At 53.7% G+C, this 19,257-nt stretch carries 14 protein-coding genes; 2 read left to right on the forward strand and 12 right to left on the reverse strand.

What is annotated here, in order from left to right; all coding sequences use genetic code 11:
- Window positions 1–23: 23 nt before the first annotated feature.
- Entirely contained in the window at window positions 24–1,193 is a 1,170-nt protein-coding gene (locus HQL52_12575; protein MBF0370280.1) for an NCS2 family permease, read from the forward strand.
- Window positions 1,194–1,437: 244 nt separating this feature from the next.
- Here the strand turns inward: HQL52_12575 and mtnA are convergent, their stop codons facing one another.
- The 3 genes from mtnA to mtnP form a co-directional block, all read right to left on the reverse strand.
- Window positions 1,438–2,487 carry an S-methyl-5-thioribose-1-phosphate isomerase gene (mtnA, locus tag HQL52_12580; GenBank protein ID MBF0370281.1) on the reverse strand — a complete coding sequence of 350 codons (1,050 nt, stop codon included), beginning with the start codon at window positions 2,485–2,487 and terminating at the stop codon, window positions 1,438–1,440.
- 69 nt (window positions 2,488–2,556) lie between these two features.
- A complete protein-coding gene (locus HQL52_12585) occupies window positions 2,557–3,093 on the reverse strand; it encodes an adenine phosphoribosyltransferase (protein ID MBF0370282.1) in 537 nt (178 codons plus the stop codon).
- 163 nt (window positions 3,094–3,256) lie between these two features.
- Window positions 3,257–4,021 (reverse strand): S-methyl-5'-thioadenosine phosphorylase, encoded by a 765-nt coding sequence (mtnP, locus tag HQL52_12590; GenBank protein MBF0370283.1) that lies wholly within the window; start codon window positions 4,019–4,021, stop codon window positions 3,257–3,259.
- A gap of 339 nt (window positions 4,022–4,360) precedes the next feature.
- Between mtnP and HQL52_12595 the strand changes: the two genes are divergently transcribed.
- The gene (locus tag HQL52_12595) at window positions 4,361–4,840 is read left to right on the forward strand and encodes a hypothetical protein (GenBank protein ID MBF0370284.1); all 480 of its coding nucleotides are present in this window, start codon (window positions 4,361–4,363) and stop codon (window positions 4,838–4,840) included.
- Between the two features lie 69 nt (window positions 4,841–4,909).
- Here HQL52_12595 and HQL52_12600 read toward each other — a convergent pair whose 3' ends face one another.
- The 9 genes from HQL52_12600 to HQL52_12640 all read right to left on the reverse strand — a co-directional run bounded on the left by HQL52_12600 (window position 4,910) and on the right by HQL52_12640 (window position 19,242).
- Complete coding sequence (locus HQL52_12600; GenBank protein ID MBF0370285.1) at window positions 4,910–6,985, reverse strand: response regulator; 2,076 nt, start codon at window positions 6,983–6,985, stop codon at window positions 4,910–4,912.
- Window positions 6,982–8,676, reverse strand: a complete 1,695-nt coding sequence (locus HQL52_12605; GenBank protein MBF0370286.1) for a hypothetical protein — start codon at window positions 8,674–8,676, stop codon at window positions 6,982–6,984. The genes HQL52_12600 and HQL52_12605 overlap by 4 nt, the downstream gene beginning before the upstream one ends.
- A complete protein-coding gene (locus HQL52_12610; protein MBF0370287.1) occupies window positions 8,673–12,851 on the reverse strand; it encodes a response regulator in 4,179 nt (1,392 codons plus the stop codon). The genes HQL52_12605 and HQL52_12610 overlap by 4 nt, the downstream gene beginning before the upstream one ends.
- Before the next feature lie 12 nt (window positions 12,852–12,863).
- A complete protein-coding gene (locus HQL52_12615; GenBank protein ID MBF0370288.1) occupies window positions 12,864–13,736 on the reverse strand; it encodes a hypothetical protein in 873 nt (290 codons plus the stop codon).
- A gap of 87 nt (window positions 13,737–13,823) precedes the next feature.
- A complete protein-coding gene (locus tag HQL52_12620) occupies window positions 13,824–14,870 on the reverse strand; it encodes a CHASE3 domain-containing protein (GenBank protein MBF0370289.1) in 1,047 nt (348 codons plus the stop codon).
- A 357-nt stretch (window positions 14,871–15,227) separates the two neighbouring features.
- Complete coding sequence (locus tag HQL52_12625) at window positions 15,228–15,800, reverse strand: LON peptidase substrate-binding domain-containing protein (GenBank protein ID MBF0370290.1); 573 nt, start codon at window positions 15,798–15,800, stop codon at window positions 15,228–15,230.
- Window positions 15,797–16,858, reverse strand: a complete 1,062-nt coding sequence (locus tag HQL52_12630; GenBank protein ID MBF0370291.1) for a mechanosensitive ion channel family protein — start codon at window positions 16,856–16,858, stop codon at window positions 15,797–15,799. The genes HQL52_12625 and HQL52_12630 overlap by 4 nt, the downstream gene beginning before the upstream one ends.
- A 138-nt stretch (window positions 16,859–16,996) precedes the next feature.
- Entirely contained in the window at window positions 16,997–18,013 is a 1,017-nt protein-coding gene (locus tag HQL52_12635) for a hypothetical protein (GenBank protein MBF0370292.1), read from the reverse strand.
- Window positions 18,014–18,195: 182 nt separating this feature from the next.
- Entirely contained in the window at window positions 18,196–19,242 is a 1,047-nt protein-coding gene (locus HQL52_12640) for a hypothetical protein (protein MBF0370293.1), read from the reverse strand.
- Window positions 19,243–19,257: the final 15 nt, after the last annotated feature.

Below are 19,257 nucleotides of genomic sequence, written 5' to 3' on the forward strand. Positions count from 1 at the left end.
CTGAGCCCCACATCATGTCTTTGATGGGTTATGCCAAGGTGTTTCATCAAGCCGGCATCTCCTTCACCATCAGCTCCATCGCCATGGGAATCTACGCCAACAATCCCATCGTTGTGGCTCCTGGCATGGGTATCAACGCTTTTTTCACTTATTCCATCGTCCTGGGTATGGGGGTGCCTTGGGCTACTGCTTTGGGGGCAGTCTTCTGGTCTGGAGTAATCTTTCTGCTTCTCTCCCTGTTCAATATCCGCACCTGGATCGTCGAGGCCATTCCCAACCAGATTCGCTGTGCAGTCGCCGCTGGTATCGGTCTTTTCATCACTCTGATCGGTTTTACCAATGCCGGTTTTATTATCTCGAATCCAGCCACCATCATTGGCCGAGGCCCCCTGGATCCAACCACCCTCACCTTTCTGGCAGGTCTGGCTGTAACGGTGATTTTGGTGGCGAAGCAGGTGCGGGGAGCGCTCATCGGCGGGATTCTTTTTACCACCCTGGCAGCGATACCTTTGGGGCGGTGGTGGGGAAGTGAGAGTTTGGTGCAGTGGCAAGGCCTTTTGGCATCCCCTAATTTTGATCTTATTTTCCAGTTGGATCTGGTGGGCTCCCTCTCTCTTGCCCTTTGGCCGGTCATTTTTGTCTTTCTGTTTACCGATATGTTTGATTCCCTCTCCACCTTTGTCGGGGTGGCTGAAGTGGGGGGACTTAAGGATGAGGAGGGTCATCCCCGCAATATGCGTGAATCCTTGATTGTGGATGGCTTTTCCACCGCTATTTCCGGGCTCCTCGGCACCAGCTCCGGCACCAGCTATATCGAATCGGCTGCGGGTATTCGGGAGGGGGGGCGCACGGGTTTGACAGCGGTGGTGGCAGGGTTGGCTTTTTTGCCGTTTCTGTTTTTATCCCCCCTCCTTTCCATGGTGCCAGCCATTGCCACGGCTCCGGCATTGGTGATGGTGGGGCTCTTCATGATTCGTCCCATCCGCTTGATCCATTGGGAAAATCACGATGATGCCATCCCTGCTTTTTTGGCCATTTTTCTCATACCCACCACCTACTCCATCACCCAGGGAATCATCTGGGGGTTTTTAAGCTGGACCTTGCTGAAATGGGTGGTGGGAAAGTGGAACGAGGTGCCGGTAGCGCTGCTGGTGATTGATCTCTTTGCGATTGGGGCGCTGATATTGGGTTGAGGAGTTGGAAGTTGGAGGATGGTTTGACGATCTGTTTGGAAAGGGTCGGTTTATCTCTTTACTCTTCCCTTTCCCCTCTCCACTCCTGTGCGATGAATTCGGCTTCCAACCCAGATCCTAAACCATTCATCTAAAGACGGGGTTTGAACGAATTTTTCCCCTCGATTTTGATTTGTTCTGCTTTCCCCCCCGGCTCTCATACCCATTTTTTGAAATAAAACGGGTATGAGAGCCGGGTTATCGATCAAACCTCGAAGAGTGCTGCGACCCGAGCGGTGTTGGGCTCCCGCACCACCCCTTTTTCCGTGGCAAAATAGTTGATCAGCTCCTTGGGGGTGACATCAAAAGCGGGATTGCGCACCCCGACGCCATCCGCTGCCACCCGCTTGCCACCACAATGGGTGACCTCTTCTTCAGGGCGCTCCTCAATGGGAATGTGGGAGCCATCCGGGGCCTTGCGGTCGATGGTGGAGAGGGGAGCGGCCACCATGAAGGGAATCTGATGACGCCGGGCCAAAACTGCATGGCTATAGGTGCCGATTTTATTGGCGGCGTCACCATTGGCAGCCACCCGATCCGAGCCCACCACCACCACATCGATCAACCCCTTGCTCATGAGGTGACCGGCCATATTATCGGTAATCAGGGTGGTGTCGATGTTGTCTTTCAAAAGCTCCCAGGAGGTCAGGCGGGCCCCTTGCAGGAAGGGACGGGTTTCGCAAGCGATGACTTTCACATCCCGGCCCGCATCCACCGCTCCCCGAATCACACCGAGAGCCGTACCATAGACGCCACCGGTGGCCAGTGCTCCGGCATTGCAGTGGGTCATGATGGTGAGGGGGCCTGACTTTTCCGGAAGCACCGAGGCGCCATTTTTGCCCATATCCCGACACGCCTGGTGATCCTCCTTGAGAATCAACTGCGCCTCTTCCAGAAGACGTGCAGGCACTTGATCGGCAGGGGTGGAAGTGAGCAGGGGCGCCATGCGTTCCAGGGACCAGCGCAGATTGACCGCTGTGGGTCGGCTCTCTTCCAGGGCTTTCATGCCGGGGGCCATCGCTTCGGGCCAGGAAGCCGGTGTGCCGTTGGCGGCAATTCGGAAAGCTTCTACTGCTACCCCGAAGGCTGTAGCACAGCCGATGGCAGGAGCCCCACGAACCACCATGTCCCGGATGCCCTGGGCTGTTTCGACGGCGCTGCTGTAGTCAATATAGGCTTCGGTGTGGGGCAAAATGCGTTGATCGAGCATGCGCAGTTTGTCATTTTTCCAGACGGCAACTTCAAAAAAACTCATGGTGGCTCCTGATTTCAACGGGATGGCCAGGTGGCCTCAAGGGAACGGTTGACGGATTGGTCAAGGGGTTCAATCCCCTTCGAACTCCACCAGGGTGAACATCTTATAGCCCGCCTCACCCAGCTTTTTTTCTCCCCCAACGTCGGGCAGGTTGACCATAAAGGCGATCTCCGCCACCGTGCCACCCAGATTTTCGATCAGGATGGCCGCAGCCGTAGCCGTGCCGCCGGTAGCGATCAGATCATCCACCAGCAATACCCTATCCCCCGGTTTGATGGCATCCTTGTGGACCTCAATCTTGTCGGTACCATATTCCAGATCATACTCTTGTTGGACCACCTCTCCAGGTAGCTTGCCCGCCTTGCGGATGGGAATAAAACCCAGGCCCAGGGTGTAGGCCAACGCCCCGCCAATGATAAACCCACGAGCCTCAATGCCTGCGACCACATCAATGGGGGTCTCCCCGGTCATATAGCGGTGTGTCAGGCTGTCGATCATCTTGCGAAAGCCGACAGGATCCTTGATGAGAGTGGTGATGTCCCGAAACATGATCCCTTTTTTGGGATAGTCCGGGATGGTGCGGATGAGTTCCTTGATGGACGGCATATCGCTCTCCTGAAAACAGCGCGGGTTCGGTTTTTGGGGTGATGCATCTTCCAGCTTAAGTTGGCCAGTTTAGATTTTTGATCCAGCTCCAACCAGAGGGGGCATGATCAACGATTCACAATCCAGCCAGATCATCACTGGCAAAGATCATCGCTGGCAAAGATCATCCCTGGCAAAGATCATCATAGGTCTGAATACGGGGGATGGCATTCAAAAAGAGCTGAATGACGCTATCGGCATTTTTTTGCATGGTGGCCTTGATCATCTCCCAGGTCACCGGCTCTTCCTCCTCAAGCCAGCAATCATAGTCGGTGGACATGGCGGCGGAGGCGTAGTGGATTTTTTTCTCCCGGGCCAGGGTCACTTCCGGAACGGTGCTCATGTTGATGATGTCGGCGTTCCAGCTGCGGAACATGTGGCTTTCGGCCCGGGTGGAAAAGCGGGGGCCTTCGATGGTGATGACGGTTTTGTCGTGGTGGTGGGGGATACCCAGTTCTGTAGCGACCTCCCCATAGAGTTTGCGCAGGTTGGGGCAGAAGGGGTCGGCCATAGGCGTATGCACCACTACATCCTGGTCAAAAAAGGTGGTCTCCCGCTTGCGGGTAAAATCGATAAACTGAGATGGAAAGACCAAGTGGCCGGGGGCGATCTCCTGGCGCAGGGAGCCGACGGCGGTGGCTGCCAGAATATGGGTGCAGCCGTAGGCCTCCAGGGCGTGGATGTTAGCCCGAAAGTTGACCTTGGAAGGGGATATGGAATGGTTGTGGCCGTGTCGGGCCAAAATCGCCACCTCTACCCCGCCGATACGACCACAGGTCAGAGGTGAAGAGGGCTTGCCGTAGGGCGTATCTACGGCTTCTTCCGTTGGATTTTGCAGAATGTCCGGGTTGTCGAGGCCTGAGCCGCCAATGATTCCCACCTTGATCATTGTTTCACCTTTATCCATATTGGTCAGTAGATTATGTACGGGATCTGTCGGTCAAAGAAAAGCTCCATCCAAGATGAAAAACCACAAAAAATCAAGGGATCACACACATTTTGTCCCGTGTTTATCCTGTCGTGGCGAAAGTGGCCTGATGCGTCACCCAAAAATGGCCTTTCATTCGGTCGCCATCATGGAACCCAATATCCTGGATTGTTTCAGAATAGAGGAACACCTGAGTTTTCCCTCATCGGCCAGATGATGCGTGGGGGACTCGTTTGGGATGGACCGGTGGATGGCACCTGAAGCGTGTAAATGGATCAATGAGTAGGAGAGATGGAACCCATGGATGAGTTGACCATTGCCAGAGGGATTCACCTGATCGGCGTTGTGTTGTGGATTGGTGGGGTGGCTATGGTCACCACGGTACTGCTGCCGGTGGTCTCCCGGTTTAAATCTCCCCAGGAGCGGGTGCCTTTTTTCGAGCAGGTGGAAAAACGGTTCGCCTGGCAGGCCCGTTTGACCACCCTGATCACGGGGCTTTCCGGTTTTTACATGATGTTTCGGATGGAGCTTTGGAGCTTGTTGGGTGAGACTGGCTATTGGTGGATGACCGCCATGATAGCCATCTGGTTTGTTTTTACCTTGATGCTTTTTGTCCTGGAGCCGCTGTTTCTCCACGACTGGTTTTTGGAACAGGCGGCCAAAAATCCAGAAAAAACTTTTCGCCGGATTCAGACCATGCACTGGGTTTTGCTGACCTTGAGCCTGCTCACCGTGCTGGGGGCCGCTGCTGGCAGTCATGGTGGTTTGCTGTTTCAATAAACAAAAAATCAAGGGATGAGGGTGCTACCGATTCAGGAAAGCATCTCCAGCTTTCAAACAGAACCACTATCATCCGTGCAAAAATTGTTCAAGCACATTGAGTAGGCGTTTTTTCTTGATCGGTTTTGTCAGATGCAGATCACAGCCTGCGGCTTTGATCTGCTCTGACTCTTCGGCCAATGCGTGGGCGGTCAAGGCGATGATCGGGGTGGGGTCAGCTTGGTGGGTGGACTCCCAGGCGCGGATTTGGCGGGTGGCCTCATAGCCGTCGATGACCGGCATCTGAATATCCATCAATACCAGATCGAAACGTTCGCTTTTAAATGAAGCAACAGCTTCAGCGCCATTTTCAGCCATGACCAATTGATACGGGCTTTTTTGCAAAAAGGCCTGGACCAAAAGTCGGTTATCCTCAGAATCATCCACCAACAGGATGGTCGCTTTGGGCAAGGGGGAGGTATGCCCATCCACACCCCCGGAAGCAACCGGAGATGGGGAGGAGGGGAAGGGGGCAGGCTTAAAAATGGGTGCGGAACCGTTGGCGCTCAGGGTGGCATTTTCACCCTTTGGAATGGCATCCTCTGATACCCGAGGCAGGGTCAGCATCACCGTAAAACAGCTGCCTTGCCCAGGCTCGCTTTCCAGACTGATCTCCCCCCCCATCAATTTGACCAGACGTCGACAGATGGTGAGACCCAGGCCGCTGCCACCGTGATTGCGGGTGGTGGAAGGATCAGCCTGGGTGAAAGAGTCAAAAATTTCAGTCTGCTTTTCCTTGGGAATGCCCGGTCCGGTATCGACCACTGTAAAAAGCAGCTGATCCCCCACACCACAGGCCACCCCAATGGAAACCTCTCCGGTTGAGGTAAATTTGACTGCATTGCCAACGAGATTCAGCAGCACCTGACGCAATCGGGTTGGATCCCCCTGCACCCAGGAGGGAACGCCTTCATCCAACTGGTGGCTCAATGTGATCTTCTTTTCCAGAGCCGAAAAGGTGAACAGTTCGATCACCTCCTGAATCGACTGCACCAGATCAAATGGCGTCATTTCCAGAGTCAACTGATTGGCTTCGATCCGGGAAAGATCGAGAATATCGTTAATCAGGGTTAAAAGCGCCTCACCGGAACGGCTAAGGGTATCCACATACCAGCCATGACTCTCCGAAAGGTGAACCTCCTTCAACAATTCCGTCATGCCCAAAATGGCATTCAAGGGGGTCCGAATTTCATGGGACATGGTGGCCAAAAAAGTGCTTTTGGATTGATTGGCTCTCTCAGCAGCTTCCTTGGCTTCACGCAGTTGATCTTCCATCCTTTTGCGGTCGGTAATATCCCGGATCACAGCAGAAAAACGCCGACGGCCATCGGCCACCCCGGAAGAGAGGGAGACCTCCAGGGGAAACTCCACCCCTCCCTTTCGCAATCCACTCAACTCCACCACTTTTCCTGAAAGCCCCAGATGTCCGGTGGCGATCACCTGTTTGATACCATTCAGGTGGGCCTCACGGTATCGCTCGGGCACCAACAGGGTCAAAGGCTGGCCTAAAATCTCATTTTCCAGATAGCGAAAAGTCCGCTCTGCCCCTTGATTCCAAAAGGTGACATTCCCCTTCTCATCGGCGGAAATAATGGCATCACTGGCCTGGTTCAGCTCCACAGTCCGCTCACGAAGCTGCAACTCCAGGGCTTTATTGACGCTTCGAAGAGAACGATCCTTCTCCTGCAGTTCTGCCATGGCTTGACGTAGATGGCGCTCACGGTTGATGAGCTTGATATAAAGTCGAATGCGATTGAGCAGCAGGTTGTCGTCGATGGGTTTGGTGAGATAATCCACTGCCCCCACGGCATAGCCACGACGGGCAAACTCTTCGGATTTGAAAACAGCGGTGATGAAAATAATGGGAATATCCCGGGTATTTGTCGCCATTTTCAGGTGACGGGCGGTTTCATAGCCATCAAGGCCCGGCATCTGGACATCCAGCAAAATCAGATCCACCCGGTGCTCGACGGTGAGCGCCAAGGCCTGCTCTCCCGAATCCGCCTCTAAAATGGCAAAGGAGTCCTCACGCTGGAGCAACGCCTGCAAGGTAAAGCGATTGGCTGCGCTGTCGTCAACGATCAGAATATGAAACGCTTCTTTCAAACTTCTGGCTCCTTGGTGTGTTTCCAGCGAAAAACCTTCATTTGGGGCTCTTCCGCCTCAAAAAAACGTTCCCCCTTACCGGTGGTGATCCCCTCTTTACGTCCCAGCACCAAAAAACCGCCCCGGTGCAATGAGCGGGAAAAAAGCGCCATCACCCCGGCCTGCAAGGCGTGGTTAAAATAGATAATGACGTTACTGCAAAGGATCAACTGAAATTCATTGAACACCCCGCCGCTCACCAGGGAGTGTTGATAAAAAAGAATATTTTCCTGAAAACGGGGTGCCATGGCGAAAAAACGACCGTGATGGACCACATAATCGTCAAAAGAGCCGGTTCCGCCACTGAGTGTATAATTGTAGCGTATTTTTTCCAAATCCTGTACGCCATATAATCCGTTTCGGGCTTGTTGCAAAAAAAGTGGGTTGATATCAGTCGCATAAATCCGGCTTTTTTCCAACAACCCGGCCTCTTCCAGCAATATGGCCAGGGAGTAGGCAGTCTCACCCGTGGCACATCCGGCTATCCAAATACGAATATGGGGAAATGTTTCCAGATAGGGGAGTGTCTGGTTGCGGAGATAGTGAAGCTGCCTGGGGTTCCGAAAAAAGGCCGTTACACCGATGGACAACTCCAGGAAGAGCTGCTCAAAGCTACTGGGCTGGACCAAAAGCGCCTTTTGAAAGGTATAGAACGAGCTGTGGCCGGTCTCTGCCATCACTTTGGTGATACGCCGCTTGAGGGTACCTTTGGCATAGTGTTGAAAGGCATAGCCATAACGGGCTTCGACAGCCTCCAGCAAAAAACCCATTCGGATCTCATCCACCGGTATCTGGGGTTGGGCCGCTGCGGCAAATAGAGCCGCAATTTCCCGCCAGGAGGCGATCAGATCGAACTGTTCAGAGATCACGGCCTGCTCCACCAAGGTGGCCGCTTGACACTCCTCACTGTTCTCCACCAGGGCCAACCCCTTCATTTTCCGAACCACCTTCAAAGCATCAACCCCATCCCGACCATAGCCGCACAAAAGTGCAACCACCAGGTGGGGACCATACTCCCGGGCCAGGGATTCGAACAAAACACCGATAGCAGGCCTGGCATAATCCTGTTTCCGGTCTCGGGTCAGATAGACTTGATCGTGATGGACCCGCATATGGTGTCCGGGAGGGGCGATATAGATAGTCCCCGGCTTGACGGGGGTCATGTGGTGGGGCATGAGGAGGGCGTATTGCGTCTTGGTGCGCAGCAAATCATCCAGCATATTGAGGCGTTCTTCGGATATGTGCTGAACGATAAAAACCGCCACCTGGCCCAGGGGAAGTCGTTCGATGATGTTGAGAATTTTGTCCAGACTGTCGGCGGAGCCCCCCAGAGCCAACGCCTTGATTTTTTCCACCCGGGCGGGCTCCCGGACCAGACTTTTCTGCTGGCAGACCAATCCCAGTTGATGGAAATAGTGGCAAAGCTTTGGGTGAAAAATGACGATTTTGGCCGCTTTATCCCGATTTACGAGGGCATTGAGGGCCAGGATCGTTTCCGCCGTGACCATCGATGCATCGTAAAAGGAGACTTCGACCGGTAGAGGGGTTGGCTCTGCTAGAGCGTTGAGCAACCTGTTCTCGACCTCACCCTGCACCTCTCCCAGGACATTAATGCGCCGAACGCCGCTACTTTCATGAATGGCGACACTCACGAACGCTTCTCGATCCAGGCCATGGCCATGTTCAACAACACTTCATAATCCACCGGCTTGGAAAGATAGTCATCCGCTCCTGCCGCCAGGCATTTTTGGCGATCCTCCTTAAGGGCTTTGGCAGTCAGGGCGATAATGGGCACCCCCTTGAGAGTGGATTTTTGGCGAATCGCCTGGATCGCTTCGTAGCCGTTCATCTCCGGCATCATGATATCCATGAAAATCAGATCGACAGGCTCCTTTTCGAGCTGTACAAGGGCTTTGCGGCCATTGAGGGCCTGGGTCACCCGGGCACCGTTCTGTTCCAGGGAGGAGGTCAAGACAAAAAGGTTGCGTGGGTCGTCGTCAACGATCAAAACATGCCGTCCGTTGAGACTTCTGTTGCCATCCAGAGCCAGGGTGCCGGGCCGAGGCTCCCCATCAGAGGTTGCAGCAGCCAAAAAGCGTTCGATATCCCGAAAAACCCGCTGACCGGCCTGAGGGGCATCTTGGATGACACTATCGGTAAAGTGGCGTAGCCGTAAGAGGCGCTCTTCATCCAACTTGGAACTACAGTAGATAATGATCGGAATGTTGGGTTGCCGGTTTTGCAATTTTTCACAAAATTCGAGGCAATCCATGTCGGCCAGGTCGTGATCGGTCAAAACCAGATCGAAACTCTCCTTTTCAGCCCAATCCAACCCTTCCTGGGCACTGTCCACAGCTATCAGAGAGCTGTCGGAGGAATCCACCTTTTCAGCCACCAAACCCTTCTTCAGGGCTGGGCCTTCGAGGATCAGAAAATTTTTGTACCCCACGCCCACGGCCTGCAACAGGGCTGTTTCCGCACTCTCAATCTGCCTTTCAGTGACCGGTTTTTGCAAAAATCCAATGACCCCCTTCTGGTCCAACAGGGCCTGATCCTTGTCCCGGGCGGAAATGATATAGACCGGAATTGATTTCAGTTTGGAATCGGTCTTAAGACGCTCCAACACCTCCTCACCCGGCATATCCGGCAGTCCCAGATCAAGAATAATGCCTGCCGGACGATGTAGCTTGGCCATGGCAAGTCCAGCTTCTCCACTCAGAGCTGACAAGGTGTTGCGGCTGTTGAAACGATTGATGGAGGCGATGTTTTCCTGAAAAAGGGGATCGTCATCAATCACCAGAATCGACCCTTCCTCATCTTCCGATGGAGGAGGGGAATGATGCTGTTCCAGAGGCTGGGTAGGCTGGGGCTGTGGCAAAGGGTGAGGCTGGGACTGAGGCTGGGACTGGGAAAGTTTCACACCTGACGCTTGCCGTAACGGGGAGAAGGTGTCCTGACTGGATGCTGGCTGCTCAGGCAGGAGCAGCGTGAAGGTGCTGCCTCTTCCTTCCTTGCTCTGCACCTCAATCACCCCGTCCAGCAGCTCAACAAATTTTTTGGTAATGGAGAGCCCCAGGCCTGTTCCACCATACTCCCGGGAGATGGAACCATCCACCTGACGAAAGGCCTCGAAAATCTGTTCCAGATCGTTTTTGGGAATACCGATACCGGTATCGGAAACCGAAATATTCAGAGGCCGTTTGGGGATGCCACTGGCTTGAAAAGCCAATGTCACCTGCCCTTGATGGGTAAACTTGAAAGCGTTGGAGAGAAGGTTGCGCAACACCTGGACAAGTTTGTGGCGATCACTGGTAATTTCGCCCTGATAGTCATTTTGCACCACCCAATCGAGCTTTTTTTCCTGGGCGCCATCGGCGAACAGTCCCTGCATCTCTCCAGCCAGATCCTCAGTGGAAAAACGCTCCAGATGAATCTCCATGCGACCGGCTTCGATCTTGGAGAGATCCAGAATATCGCTGATGAGCCGCAGCAGATCGTTGCCAGCGTTATGTACCACCTGGGCGCGTTTGATGGTCTCTTCATCCAGCTTGCCATCCTCGTTTTTACTCATCATCCTGGAAATGACGATGATGGCATTCAGGGGGGTACGCAACTCATGGGACATGTTGGCCAAAAAGTCGGACTTGTAGCGGTTGGCCTCCTCCAGCTGCTGGGCACGGATGTTGATCTCTTCCTGGGATTTGCGCAGGGTGGCGTTGTTGCGGCGTAACTCTTCGGATTGCTGTTCCACCTGTTGCCGCTGTTCCTCCATCTGGGCATTGGCCTGTTGCAACTCTTCGGTCTGCTGTTGCAGCTGCTGTTGCTGCTCCTCCATCTGGGCATTGGTCTGCTGCAACTCTTCGGTCTGCTGTTGCAGCTGCTGCTGTTGCTCCTCCATCTGGGCATTGGTTTCCTGAAGCACACGGCTCTGCTCTTCGGCCTGTTTAAACGCCTCCTCTGACGTTTTCAGAAGATTGGTGATACGGTCTCTTTGCAGAGCGGAATAGAGATAAGCCGCCACCACATTCATGGCTTCATCCAAAAAACGGCGTTTGTTATCGCTAAAAAGTTCCGGAGAAGCCACCTCCAGCACCCCATGCACCTCACCCTCATACAGGAGGGGCAGGGTGTAGGTGTTCAGTGGTGGGGTTTCCACCGTGCCGGTGGTGAGCAGTGCTTGATCCCGTTTGATGTTTTTGAGCAAAATCGGCTGTTTTTCCAGAGCCACCTGACCAACGGCCCCTTCGCCCAAGGCAAAACGGCTATGGAGGGCATCCCGATCGGTAAACATAAAGCTGCCTATGAGAACCAGGGACTTCGCTTCCTCCCGGTCATGCTCCAGAACAAAAAAAGCCCCATGCCCGGCCATGACATAACGGCAGATAAAGGCCGTAGATCGTGCAGCCAGTTCATTTAGTTTCAGGTCACCGGAGAGTTGCTGGGAAAGCTGGGTCAGACCGCTGTTGAGCCAATCCTGTCGGCGACCCACCCGCTGGTTTTCTTCCAGGGTTGCTGTCATGTTGTTGATGGCATGGCCCAACAAATCTTTTTCCGAGAGCACTTTCACCCGTTGGGAATAGTCCCCGGAGGAGATGGTATTCACCTGCTGGGAGAGGGCTTCCATATTGAACATCAACCGTTGGGTGGAGGAGAGCATGCGACCGATTTCATCGGCATGGCGGTAGACGATCGCCTCTCGGGAAATTTCCCCTTCACCCAGATGCTCCAACTGCCGGGTAATGGCGGCCAGGGGTTCCAGAATCTGGCCAATGGCCACACGGCTGGCTACGACCACGACCAGAATGGTGATGGCCAGGATGGTAAAAAAAACGGTGACAAAGGTGTCCAGCTGCCCCAACACCCCGGCCTCCTTCACCATCCCTACCAGATACCAATAGTGCTCCCGGTCGGCGGTGTTGGGATAAATGCGATGAAAGCTGATCACATTTCCCTGCCAAACCAACGTCCCCCGATCCTTCTGAAGGCGGTCAAAGATCTCCGGAAAATCATCCTGAAAATTGTTGGGATGACCGATCAGATGTCCCCAGGAGCGGCCTGGATCGGGGTGGAGAAAATAGTCCCCTTTTTGAGATATCAAAAAATAGTCACTGTTTTCATCCTGATTGGCCTTCCGCACAAAATCGAGCAGATGGTCAGCCAAAACATTGATCACCGCCACGCCATATTTGACATTGTTGTCCCCCACCACCGGCTGAGCATAGCGGATCACCGGGACAAAAGGCTTTTCGATCTTGCCAAATTCGGTATTCAGATCCAATTGTGAGACAAAAAGCCCCCCCTTATCCAAAGCAAATGTCTCTCGAAAATAATCGGCATGGGCGTTGCCCTGAAGGTCAAGGCCGCTTTCAGAGTTTACCTGGCCACTGCGATGGTCGTAGCGAATTTTGATCTGCTCCTGCCCCTCCTGATCCAAAAAACTGATTTTGTAATAGTCGTCGTGGGCTGCCAAAAATGAACGCACGGTATCCAGAGTGACTGATTTCCAATGTTGTCCCTTGTCCATCACTCCCAGATCCTGCCAGTAGAGAAATTGGTTGAGGGCATGGTGGTGGGAAATAAACTGTAGATCGTAGGGAACCCCCAGGAGATATCCTTCAATATAATTCGCTACATCACGGGTTCGTTCGGAGACCAACCCCTTGGCCTTGCTGAGATAGGCATCACTGGCGTTGATGTAGCCGTAGTAGCCCACCGCTGACAGGGAAAAAAACACGATGGAATAGAATAGCAGGGAGAGTTTGGCCCGCACCCCCATCCGACTCAACAAAAAACCCGTTTGACGGCGGTCAACACCCGATTCACTCATGGTGTGGCCTCCCTATCGCAGTTGCTGAATCAAACGCAGTTTGCGGATGATCCATTGCAGGAGTTGATGGACTTCAGCAGGGGTTTTGGCCTCATGAATCCGAGCCGGTGGCGTGATGGTGCGGGTCAACTCCAACGACGCCTTGATGGTCTGCAACTCGGCCAGAGACATCCCCACCATGTTGAACACATCGTCAGGTGCGACTCCACTCTTTTTATGGAAGGCTGAAAAATCAGTACGGGGAATGCCCAGATCCCTTTGCAGGCGTTGGATTTCCTGCATCAGATCAAAGGTGGCTATAAGAGATTTTTTCGGTTTTACCGCTGCCAACTTGGCCGGGGGGAAAGAGGTGTCTTCCAGGTTCAGGCGCGCCAAAACAGTGGAAACATCCTCAAAAATACGCATTACCTCTGCAAAAACGTGGGAGGGACTGATCACCTCCTCATTCAACACCTCCATCGCCAGGGATGCTTCATGCAATTTATTGAATGCATCAATGGGCCGTTTGCCGATCACAAGAGTTGGTTCTTCAATTGACCCCTCGATATCGAGACGTTTTTTGATGATCGCAATTTCCGTCAGCACCCGCTGGGTCTGTTCATAGACCAGGGCCGGATCCAAATGAAGAACCGGCTCCATGGCGCTGGGGGGAATGGCTGGAAGCGCATTTTTGGCTCGAAACACGTTGAGCTTGACCAAAATAAAATAGGACTTTTGCCACACTTGGCGAGGATGCAATGCCGCTTTGAAGGGCTCGGGCCGGGTCAATTGGACGGGAATATGGAAGTGCTCGTGAAGTAGCTTAATCTCACGCACAATACGCTGGGCCTGGAAATAGACTTCGGAAGTGGAAATTTCCGCAGCCTGCACAGGGGTGACGATCATGATGACAATCACCATCGGCAACCAAAATCGCCAACAACTTCGCCCGTTCAACATCCTGGGCCGACAGGCCATAAAAGGGGTCATCCGTCATCTCCCTGCGGTTTTTCGGAGCATAAAAAATCCCAGCAGCCCAGCCAAAAAAGCACTCAGCAGGGTGTAGGCCAAGCCGACCTCTCCAACCCGTTCGGTTCGTCGACTGCGCGTTCGGTAGAGTTGGCGTTCAACATCGATAAATTGGGTCATTTTTTTTCGAAAGGTGTCCATCCGCTGCTTGCCCATTTCCGATTCGACCATCGTGAGGATATCCTCAATGGACTTTTGACTTCGGTTCATCTCCCGACGGGCCTTAATTTCCGGGGTGGCGGCCTGATTGATCCACCGTTTTGTCTCCTGGAACAGCACTTCGATCAGCCCAAGAAATTCCATGGGTAGGTTTTGCCTTTCGGCATGGTCTCTCAAGGCGAGTAGAAATGAATCCAGCTTATCCCGTCCATGGTGATAGGGTTCCAAAAACGCCTCATCCCCCGTCACCAGGAAGCCCCGCTCACCGGTCTCCATATCCACCATGGCCTTGGCTACCCGGAGGGTCAGCAAACGGCCCCATTGGTCGGAAAGCTTCTCAAAGGTCTGATCGATACGGTCCAGCTGGAGACGGATGCCATCGAGGATGTTTTTCCCGGTTTTTTTGAGCAACAAGTGTTGCAAAAAATTCGCATCCACCTGGCTCACACTCACCTGGCGACGGGCTTCAATCCCGGGAATGGCCGCCTGTTCCTGCCAATCATGGATGAGTTTTTTTATTTCGAGAGCCTGTTGTTGCTGGGAAGGGTTGTCGCTGACCAGTTCTGTCAGGTGACGGAGGGAGTTGTCGATTTGATTGTTGGCCTGGTGGTAAGGTTCCAAAAAATGTTCTTTGCCGGTCAACAGGAAACCGCGCAGGGCCGTTTCCATATCAATTACCAGCTTTTCAACCTTGCCCCCTTGTTGAATGACCTGACCGGTGTGTCGCACCCAGCCATTATTGCGCTGAACCAAATAGACGGTAACACTGCTCACCACCCCCACCAACAAAATCAAAATCAGAGGGGCTGATGCCTGGAGCAGGCGCTTGCCTGCCGGGTATTTAAAAACCATATCATGCCACCTTTTTCACACCTCCCAAACAGCTCAAACCCGGGGGAGGGGGATTCCATTCCAAAGCCAAGCAAGGCCTGCCAATCAGGCACCCAAAAGCCAGACCAGAGCCCACCCATCATAATCCCCGCTTATCAGAACATCAATTCATGATTCCCCTAAAATGATTGGAAAACGGGTATTGGATTTGTAAAAGATTTGCCAAGGTTAAAATGGATGAGAAACCATCAATAAAAGGGCAAAAACGGCTCAAAAAAAGCCGCCCTGCCGGTCATACAGGCAAGGCTCTGCCAGAGGCTGGCGGTGACAAGTCAGTCAGGGCTCATCCAAAAGGCGGGGAGGTGGTCAAGGAAGCCACTATTCATCCAGTTCGATATAGGTGGATCGGCCCTGATAGCGGAAGATCACCCGGGTCTTTGCGAGCTTGATACCGTTGACGATGGTGCCCGCCTCCAGGCGCTCGGTCTGGACCCGTTTGCCAAGCAGGGCCTGGACATACTCCGCCACCGGCACACCCAACCCTTCGGCCACCTGATAATCCATGGGACCGGCATCTTCTGAATGAGTTTCTCTGGACATCGATTGATTCCTTGGGGGTAGGGGAGAGACAAGAGCCATCATCAGGCCATCCGCTTGAACCCAGGTGCGATGGATACGGATGGGGCGCTCCCCTAAAACCGTAATACCAAGCAGACCATCGGGAAGGGTGTCAAAATCGACAATGGTGGCCAGGGTGGCATGGGAAACCACCGTTGGGGTCTCGCCCACCTCATGGCCGGATAAAATACGCACAATTCCGAAAGCTTCCTCTTTTCCAGCCACCCGCTTGATCATCTCCAGATAACGGGGCTCAAAAATACGCAAGGAGAGCCGCTGGCCGGTCTTAAGTTCCGAGCCCAAGGGAAAGAGGGGAATTTCCATCTCACTCATGAATGGGGGGCCTCCTGGTGGTACTGCACATGGGAGACGATGGGCAGTTTGATATCCCGTTTGGCCAGTTCATCCCAGGCCTTGCGGCGAAGCCCTGATTCGAGCCCTGCCTTGTCGTAAAAAGTCTCACTCCAAAAACGCAGGGTAAACTGGATGCTAAGCTCAAGATAGTTGGCAATCAGCACCTCGGGAGCTTTGGGGTCATGCAATATTTTGGGATTGTCCACAGTGGTGGCCAGCAACGCCTCAATCACCTGATCGGGATGATACTGGTTGGAAATATAAAAGTGGATGGCGTGACGACGAACAGGATTGGGCCAGCTCATGTTGTGCATGCTGGCTGCGGCCAGCTTGGAGTTGGCCACCACATAGACATGACCGGCTGTGGAGCGAATCCGGGTCTCCCGCCAGTTGGTGGCGATCACCTCTCCGGCCAACACCCCATCGGGAAATTGCGATGAAGGCAGCATGATCCATTGGGAGGGCACCACAGAGTGAACCATGTTGAGGGAGATCCCTGCCAACAGATCGCTCAACGTGGATTTAAGGGCCATGCTCAAAACCACGGAAAACATCGCCCCCGAAGCGAGCAGCGAAGCGGGATGCCAGGCAAAAACAGTTTGCCCGATGGCGATTCCCGCAGCCACCATGGCCAGCCATCGCAAAATGGTGAACAGCAGGTTGGGAACCGGATTGCCCCGCAGGTGAGCTGAATGCCGAACACCATATTCGATGGTGTTGATCAACAATGCACTGGCCCAAAACAGCAACCAAAACTCACTGAGTTGACCCTCGATTTGAATAATTTTTTTGGAAAAAACGTCTAAACCCAGCCCCTCCAAAAGCAAAAAATCAACATGCACAAACAGCGTCAGACAGAAGATATAGATCGTCTTGACAACACGCTGTAGGTTTCTCTTTTTTTCAACAATCTGAATATTGCCTTTTTTAATCTCATCCGATTTGACTTTTCCTGGAAAAATATTCGACACCATTTCTGCGATCAATAATATGGCCAACATAATGCCAATATCGAACAGTATATCCGTCTTATTCATGACTTTTTCCTGTTTGACTTAATGACAGGCGAGCATCTCCCGATTTGCTCAAGCCCAAGGTGACCACATCACCTGCATCCTGACAGAGTATCCCCCCCGTTAGCGGATGATCTCTTATGCCCTACCATCCATTCCCAGTCAATTCAACTGATCCGCTCCACACTGACCAGGGGAGGCGGCCACCTCCAGCTTCAGGGTTTTGGAGCGGGTATTGCCACTGGCGTCCGTCACATGAAAGGTGATGGGATAGGGGGCATTTTGGCCACTGTTACAATCCATTCGACCCCTCACCAAAGCATAGGGAGCCAGGGTCTTGTCTGCATCGCTGCCACAGTTGGCTGAGACCGATAGATGGAGGTGATCGGGGAGGGAGCCCGTGTAACACCAGGCATATTTATCCGACTCAAAAGGCACCCCGCCTTCGGCATAAATATGGGCCACAGGATAGGCTTTCCCTTCCTCGCCAGCGGGAAGCCGGGTGTTTAAAATTTGCAGGGGGGCTGAGGCCTGGCTGTTGGCGCAATCGATGCGGGCCTGCAACTCCGGCAAGGTAACCCATTGAACGATATCGTCGTAAGGTTCCAACCGGACTGAAGCTCCCCCCGGGTCATCGTGGCCACGATAATGGTCTGCGAGTTCGCCTTTGGGGGAGAGGGTGACGGTGGTGGGGGTGGAGACCGCCCCTCCCCAGTGACTGTCAGCGCTGCTGTTGGCTGTTTGAATATTATAGTTGTTGCCACCGCTCAAAATAATGAAGGCGACATCACGGATGCTCCGGGTACCGGTGATAGCGAGAGAGGTGGAGGTTCGAGAACAGATGGAGATCTCATCCGAAGTGGCGGCTTGGCTATCGTAGAGATAAAGAAGCGCTTGATCCCAGCTATCCTTGTGGTTGGGAAGTGTGGCCAAAAACGCCTCTCCCGCTCCGGGCAAATGGCCGTTGGCTTCCCCATAACCCACCACCGCATCCACTGCAGCCTCGACCGCTTCTCTCCCCTGCTTGGCTTTGACTATCACCACCTGGCCTTTGCTCACCAGGGTACCCAGACTCGCCAGGATGGAACCCACCACCACCAGGGCCACGATCACCCAGAGAAAGCCAAATCCGGAAGCGCGACTCGGTGGAAAATCTTTTCCTGGTTCGAAAGGATTCATCGTTCACCTCCACCCCTGCCAGTCGTGAGCCATTCGCCTTTGCGGTCTATACGATGATTGAATCATCCCTCCCACTTTGATTCTAAACCATTTCAACGAAAGATGGGGGCCAGATATCATTTCCCCTCGAAAGATATGATCTTGACTTGGCACTCCATCTGGAAAAATAACCGGGAAAGGCGTTAAGGATCTACTGTAATTACGAAACTTTTGACCACAATACGGTCCCCGCCATTGACCCCAGTGGTGGTACCGGGATCCCCTTCGTCCCGCAAAAATATCCGGTAAAGATAGGTGCCGGATCGTGCCGTGATGGCGCTGCCGTTGTCATCCAGGTAGAGATGGCTGGGATTGCCAGCATCACTCCGGCCCCAATCTTCCTCAGCCACCTCCCCACAATCCCCAGAGGGTGCCAATGGTTGAGTGAGGGCAGCATCCAGATAGAGATCAACCCCGCCCAGGATACCGGTCACCTCATAACACCAGCGATATTGACCGGTGGTGGCGACGATCCCCCCATCTCCCAGCAGCGTAGCGCGATAGGGGCTCGATACCTTTCCGGCGGGAAGCGAAGTATTGACGATCTTCAGAGGGGTGCCCATTCCCCCCGCGCCACAACCAATTTTTTGTTTCAACTCCCCCAGGGTCACCCAGCGCACGATATCATCAAAGGGCAATCCCCCCTCCACCAACCGGGTATCACCCGGCCTGGGAACGGTGATTTGAGGGGGAGAAAAATCAGCGACATCACCACCATCGGCCCTGGTGATGAGATCGATGGTGGTGGTGACATCAGGGTCAGAGAGGCGGGTGCTGCCTACGGAACGCAGCTGCTGTGTGGCATCGGCTCCAACACTCCAGATCATAAAGGCGATCTCTGTGACCGTGGTGGTGGTGGAGCAGGCATCATCATCACACAAGGCCACCTCAAACCCGGTGCTGGTGCCATTTTCATCACACAGGGAGTGGGTCGATGTGAGAATGGAATTGTCCACCACATAGAGAAGAGGGCGGTTGAAGGGATCATCGGCCCGGGGCACGATGGCATCAAACCCGGTGGTCCCAGTGCCGACGACATCAGGCAAGCGTTCATTCTCAGCGGCATACCCCACCACCCCCAGGAGAGCAGCCGCCACCACCTGCTCCGCCTCAGCGGTTTTGGCTTTGATCACAGCCGGGCCGATCCTGCTCAACCCCAGAGAGACCAGGATACCAATCACCAGCATCACCACAGAAAGCTCAAT

Source organism: Magnetococcales bacterium, assembly GCA_015232395.1.
Lineage (GTDB): Bacteria > Pseudomonadota > Magnetococcia > Magnetococcales > JADFZT01 > JADFZT01.

Coding starts and splice junctions, on each gene's coding strand:
- HQL52_12595 (MBF0370284.1), top strand. CDS start 4,361: ATGGATGAGTTGACCATTGCCAGAGGGATTCACCTGATCGGCGTTGTG.
- HQL52_12630 (MBF0370291.1), bottom strand. CDS start 16,858: ATGAATAAGACGGATATACTGTTCGATATTGGCATTATGTTGGCCATA.
- HQL52_12610 (MBF0370287.1), bottom strand. CDS start 12,851: ATGAGTGAATCGGGTGTTGACCGCCGTCAAACGGGTTTTTTGTTGAGT.
- mtnA (MBF0370281.1), bottom strand. CDS start 2,487: ATGAGTTTTTTTGAAGTTGCCGTCTGGAAAAATGACAAACTGCGCATG.
- HQL52_12575 (MBF0370280.1), top strand. CDS start 24: ATGGGTTATGCCAAGGTGTTTCATCAAGCCGGCATCTCCTTCACCATC.
- HQL52_12615 (MBF0370288.1), bottom strand. CDS start 13,736: ATGATCGTCACCCCTGTGCAGGCTGCGGAAATTTCCACTTCCGAAGTC.
- HQL52_12635 (MBF0370292.1), bottom strand. CDS start 18,013: ATGAATCCTTTCGAACCAGGAAAAGATTTTCCACCGAGTCGCGCTTCC.
- HQL52_12585 (MBF0370282.1), bottom strand. CDS start 3,093: ATGCCGTCCATCAAGGAACTCATCCGCACCATCCCGGACTATCCCAAA.
- mtnP (MBF0370283.1), bottom strand. CDS start 4,021: ATGATCAAGGTGGGAATCATTGGCGGCTCAGGCCTCGACAACCCGGAC.
- HQL52_12620 (MBF0370289.1), bottom strand. CDS start 14,870: ATGGTTTTTAAATACCCGGCAGGCAAGCGCCTGCTCCAGGCATCAGCC.
- HQL52_12625 (MBF0370290.1), bottom strand. CDS start 15,800: ATGAGTGAGATGGAAATTCCCCTCTTTCCCTTGGGCTCGGAACTTAAG.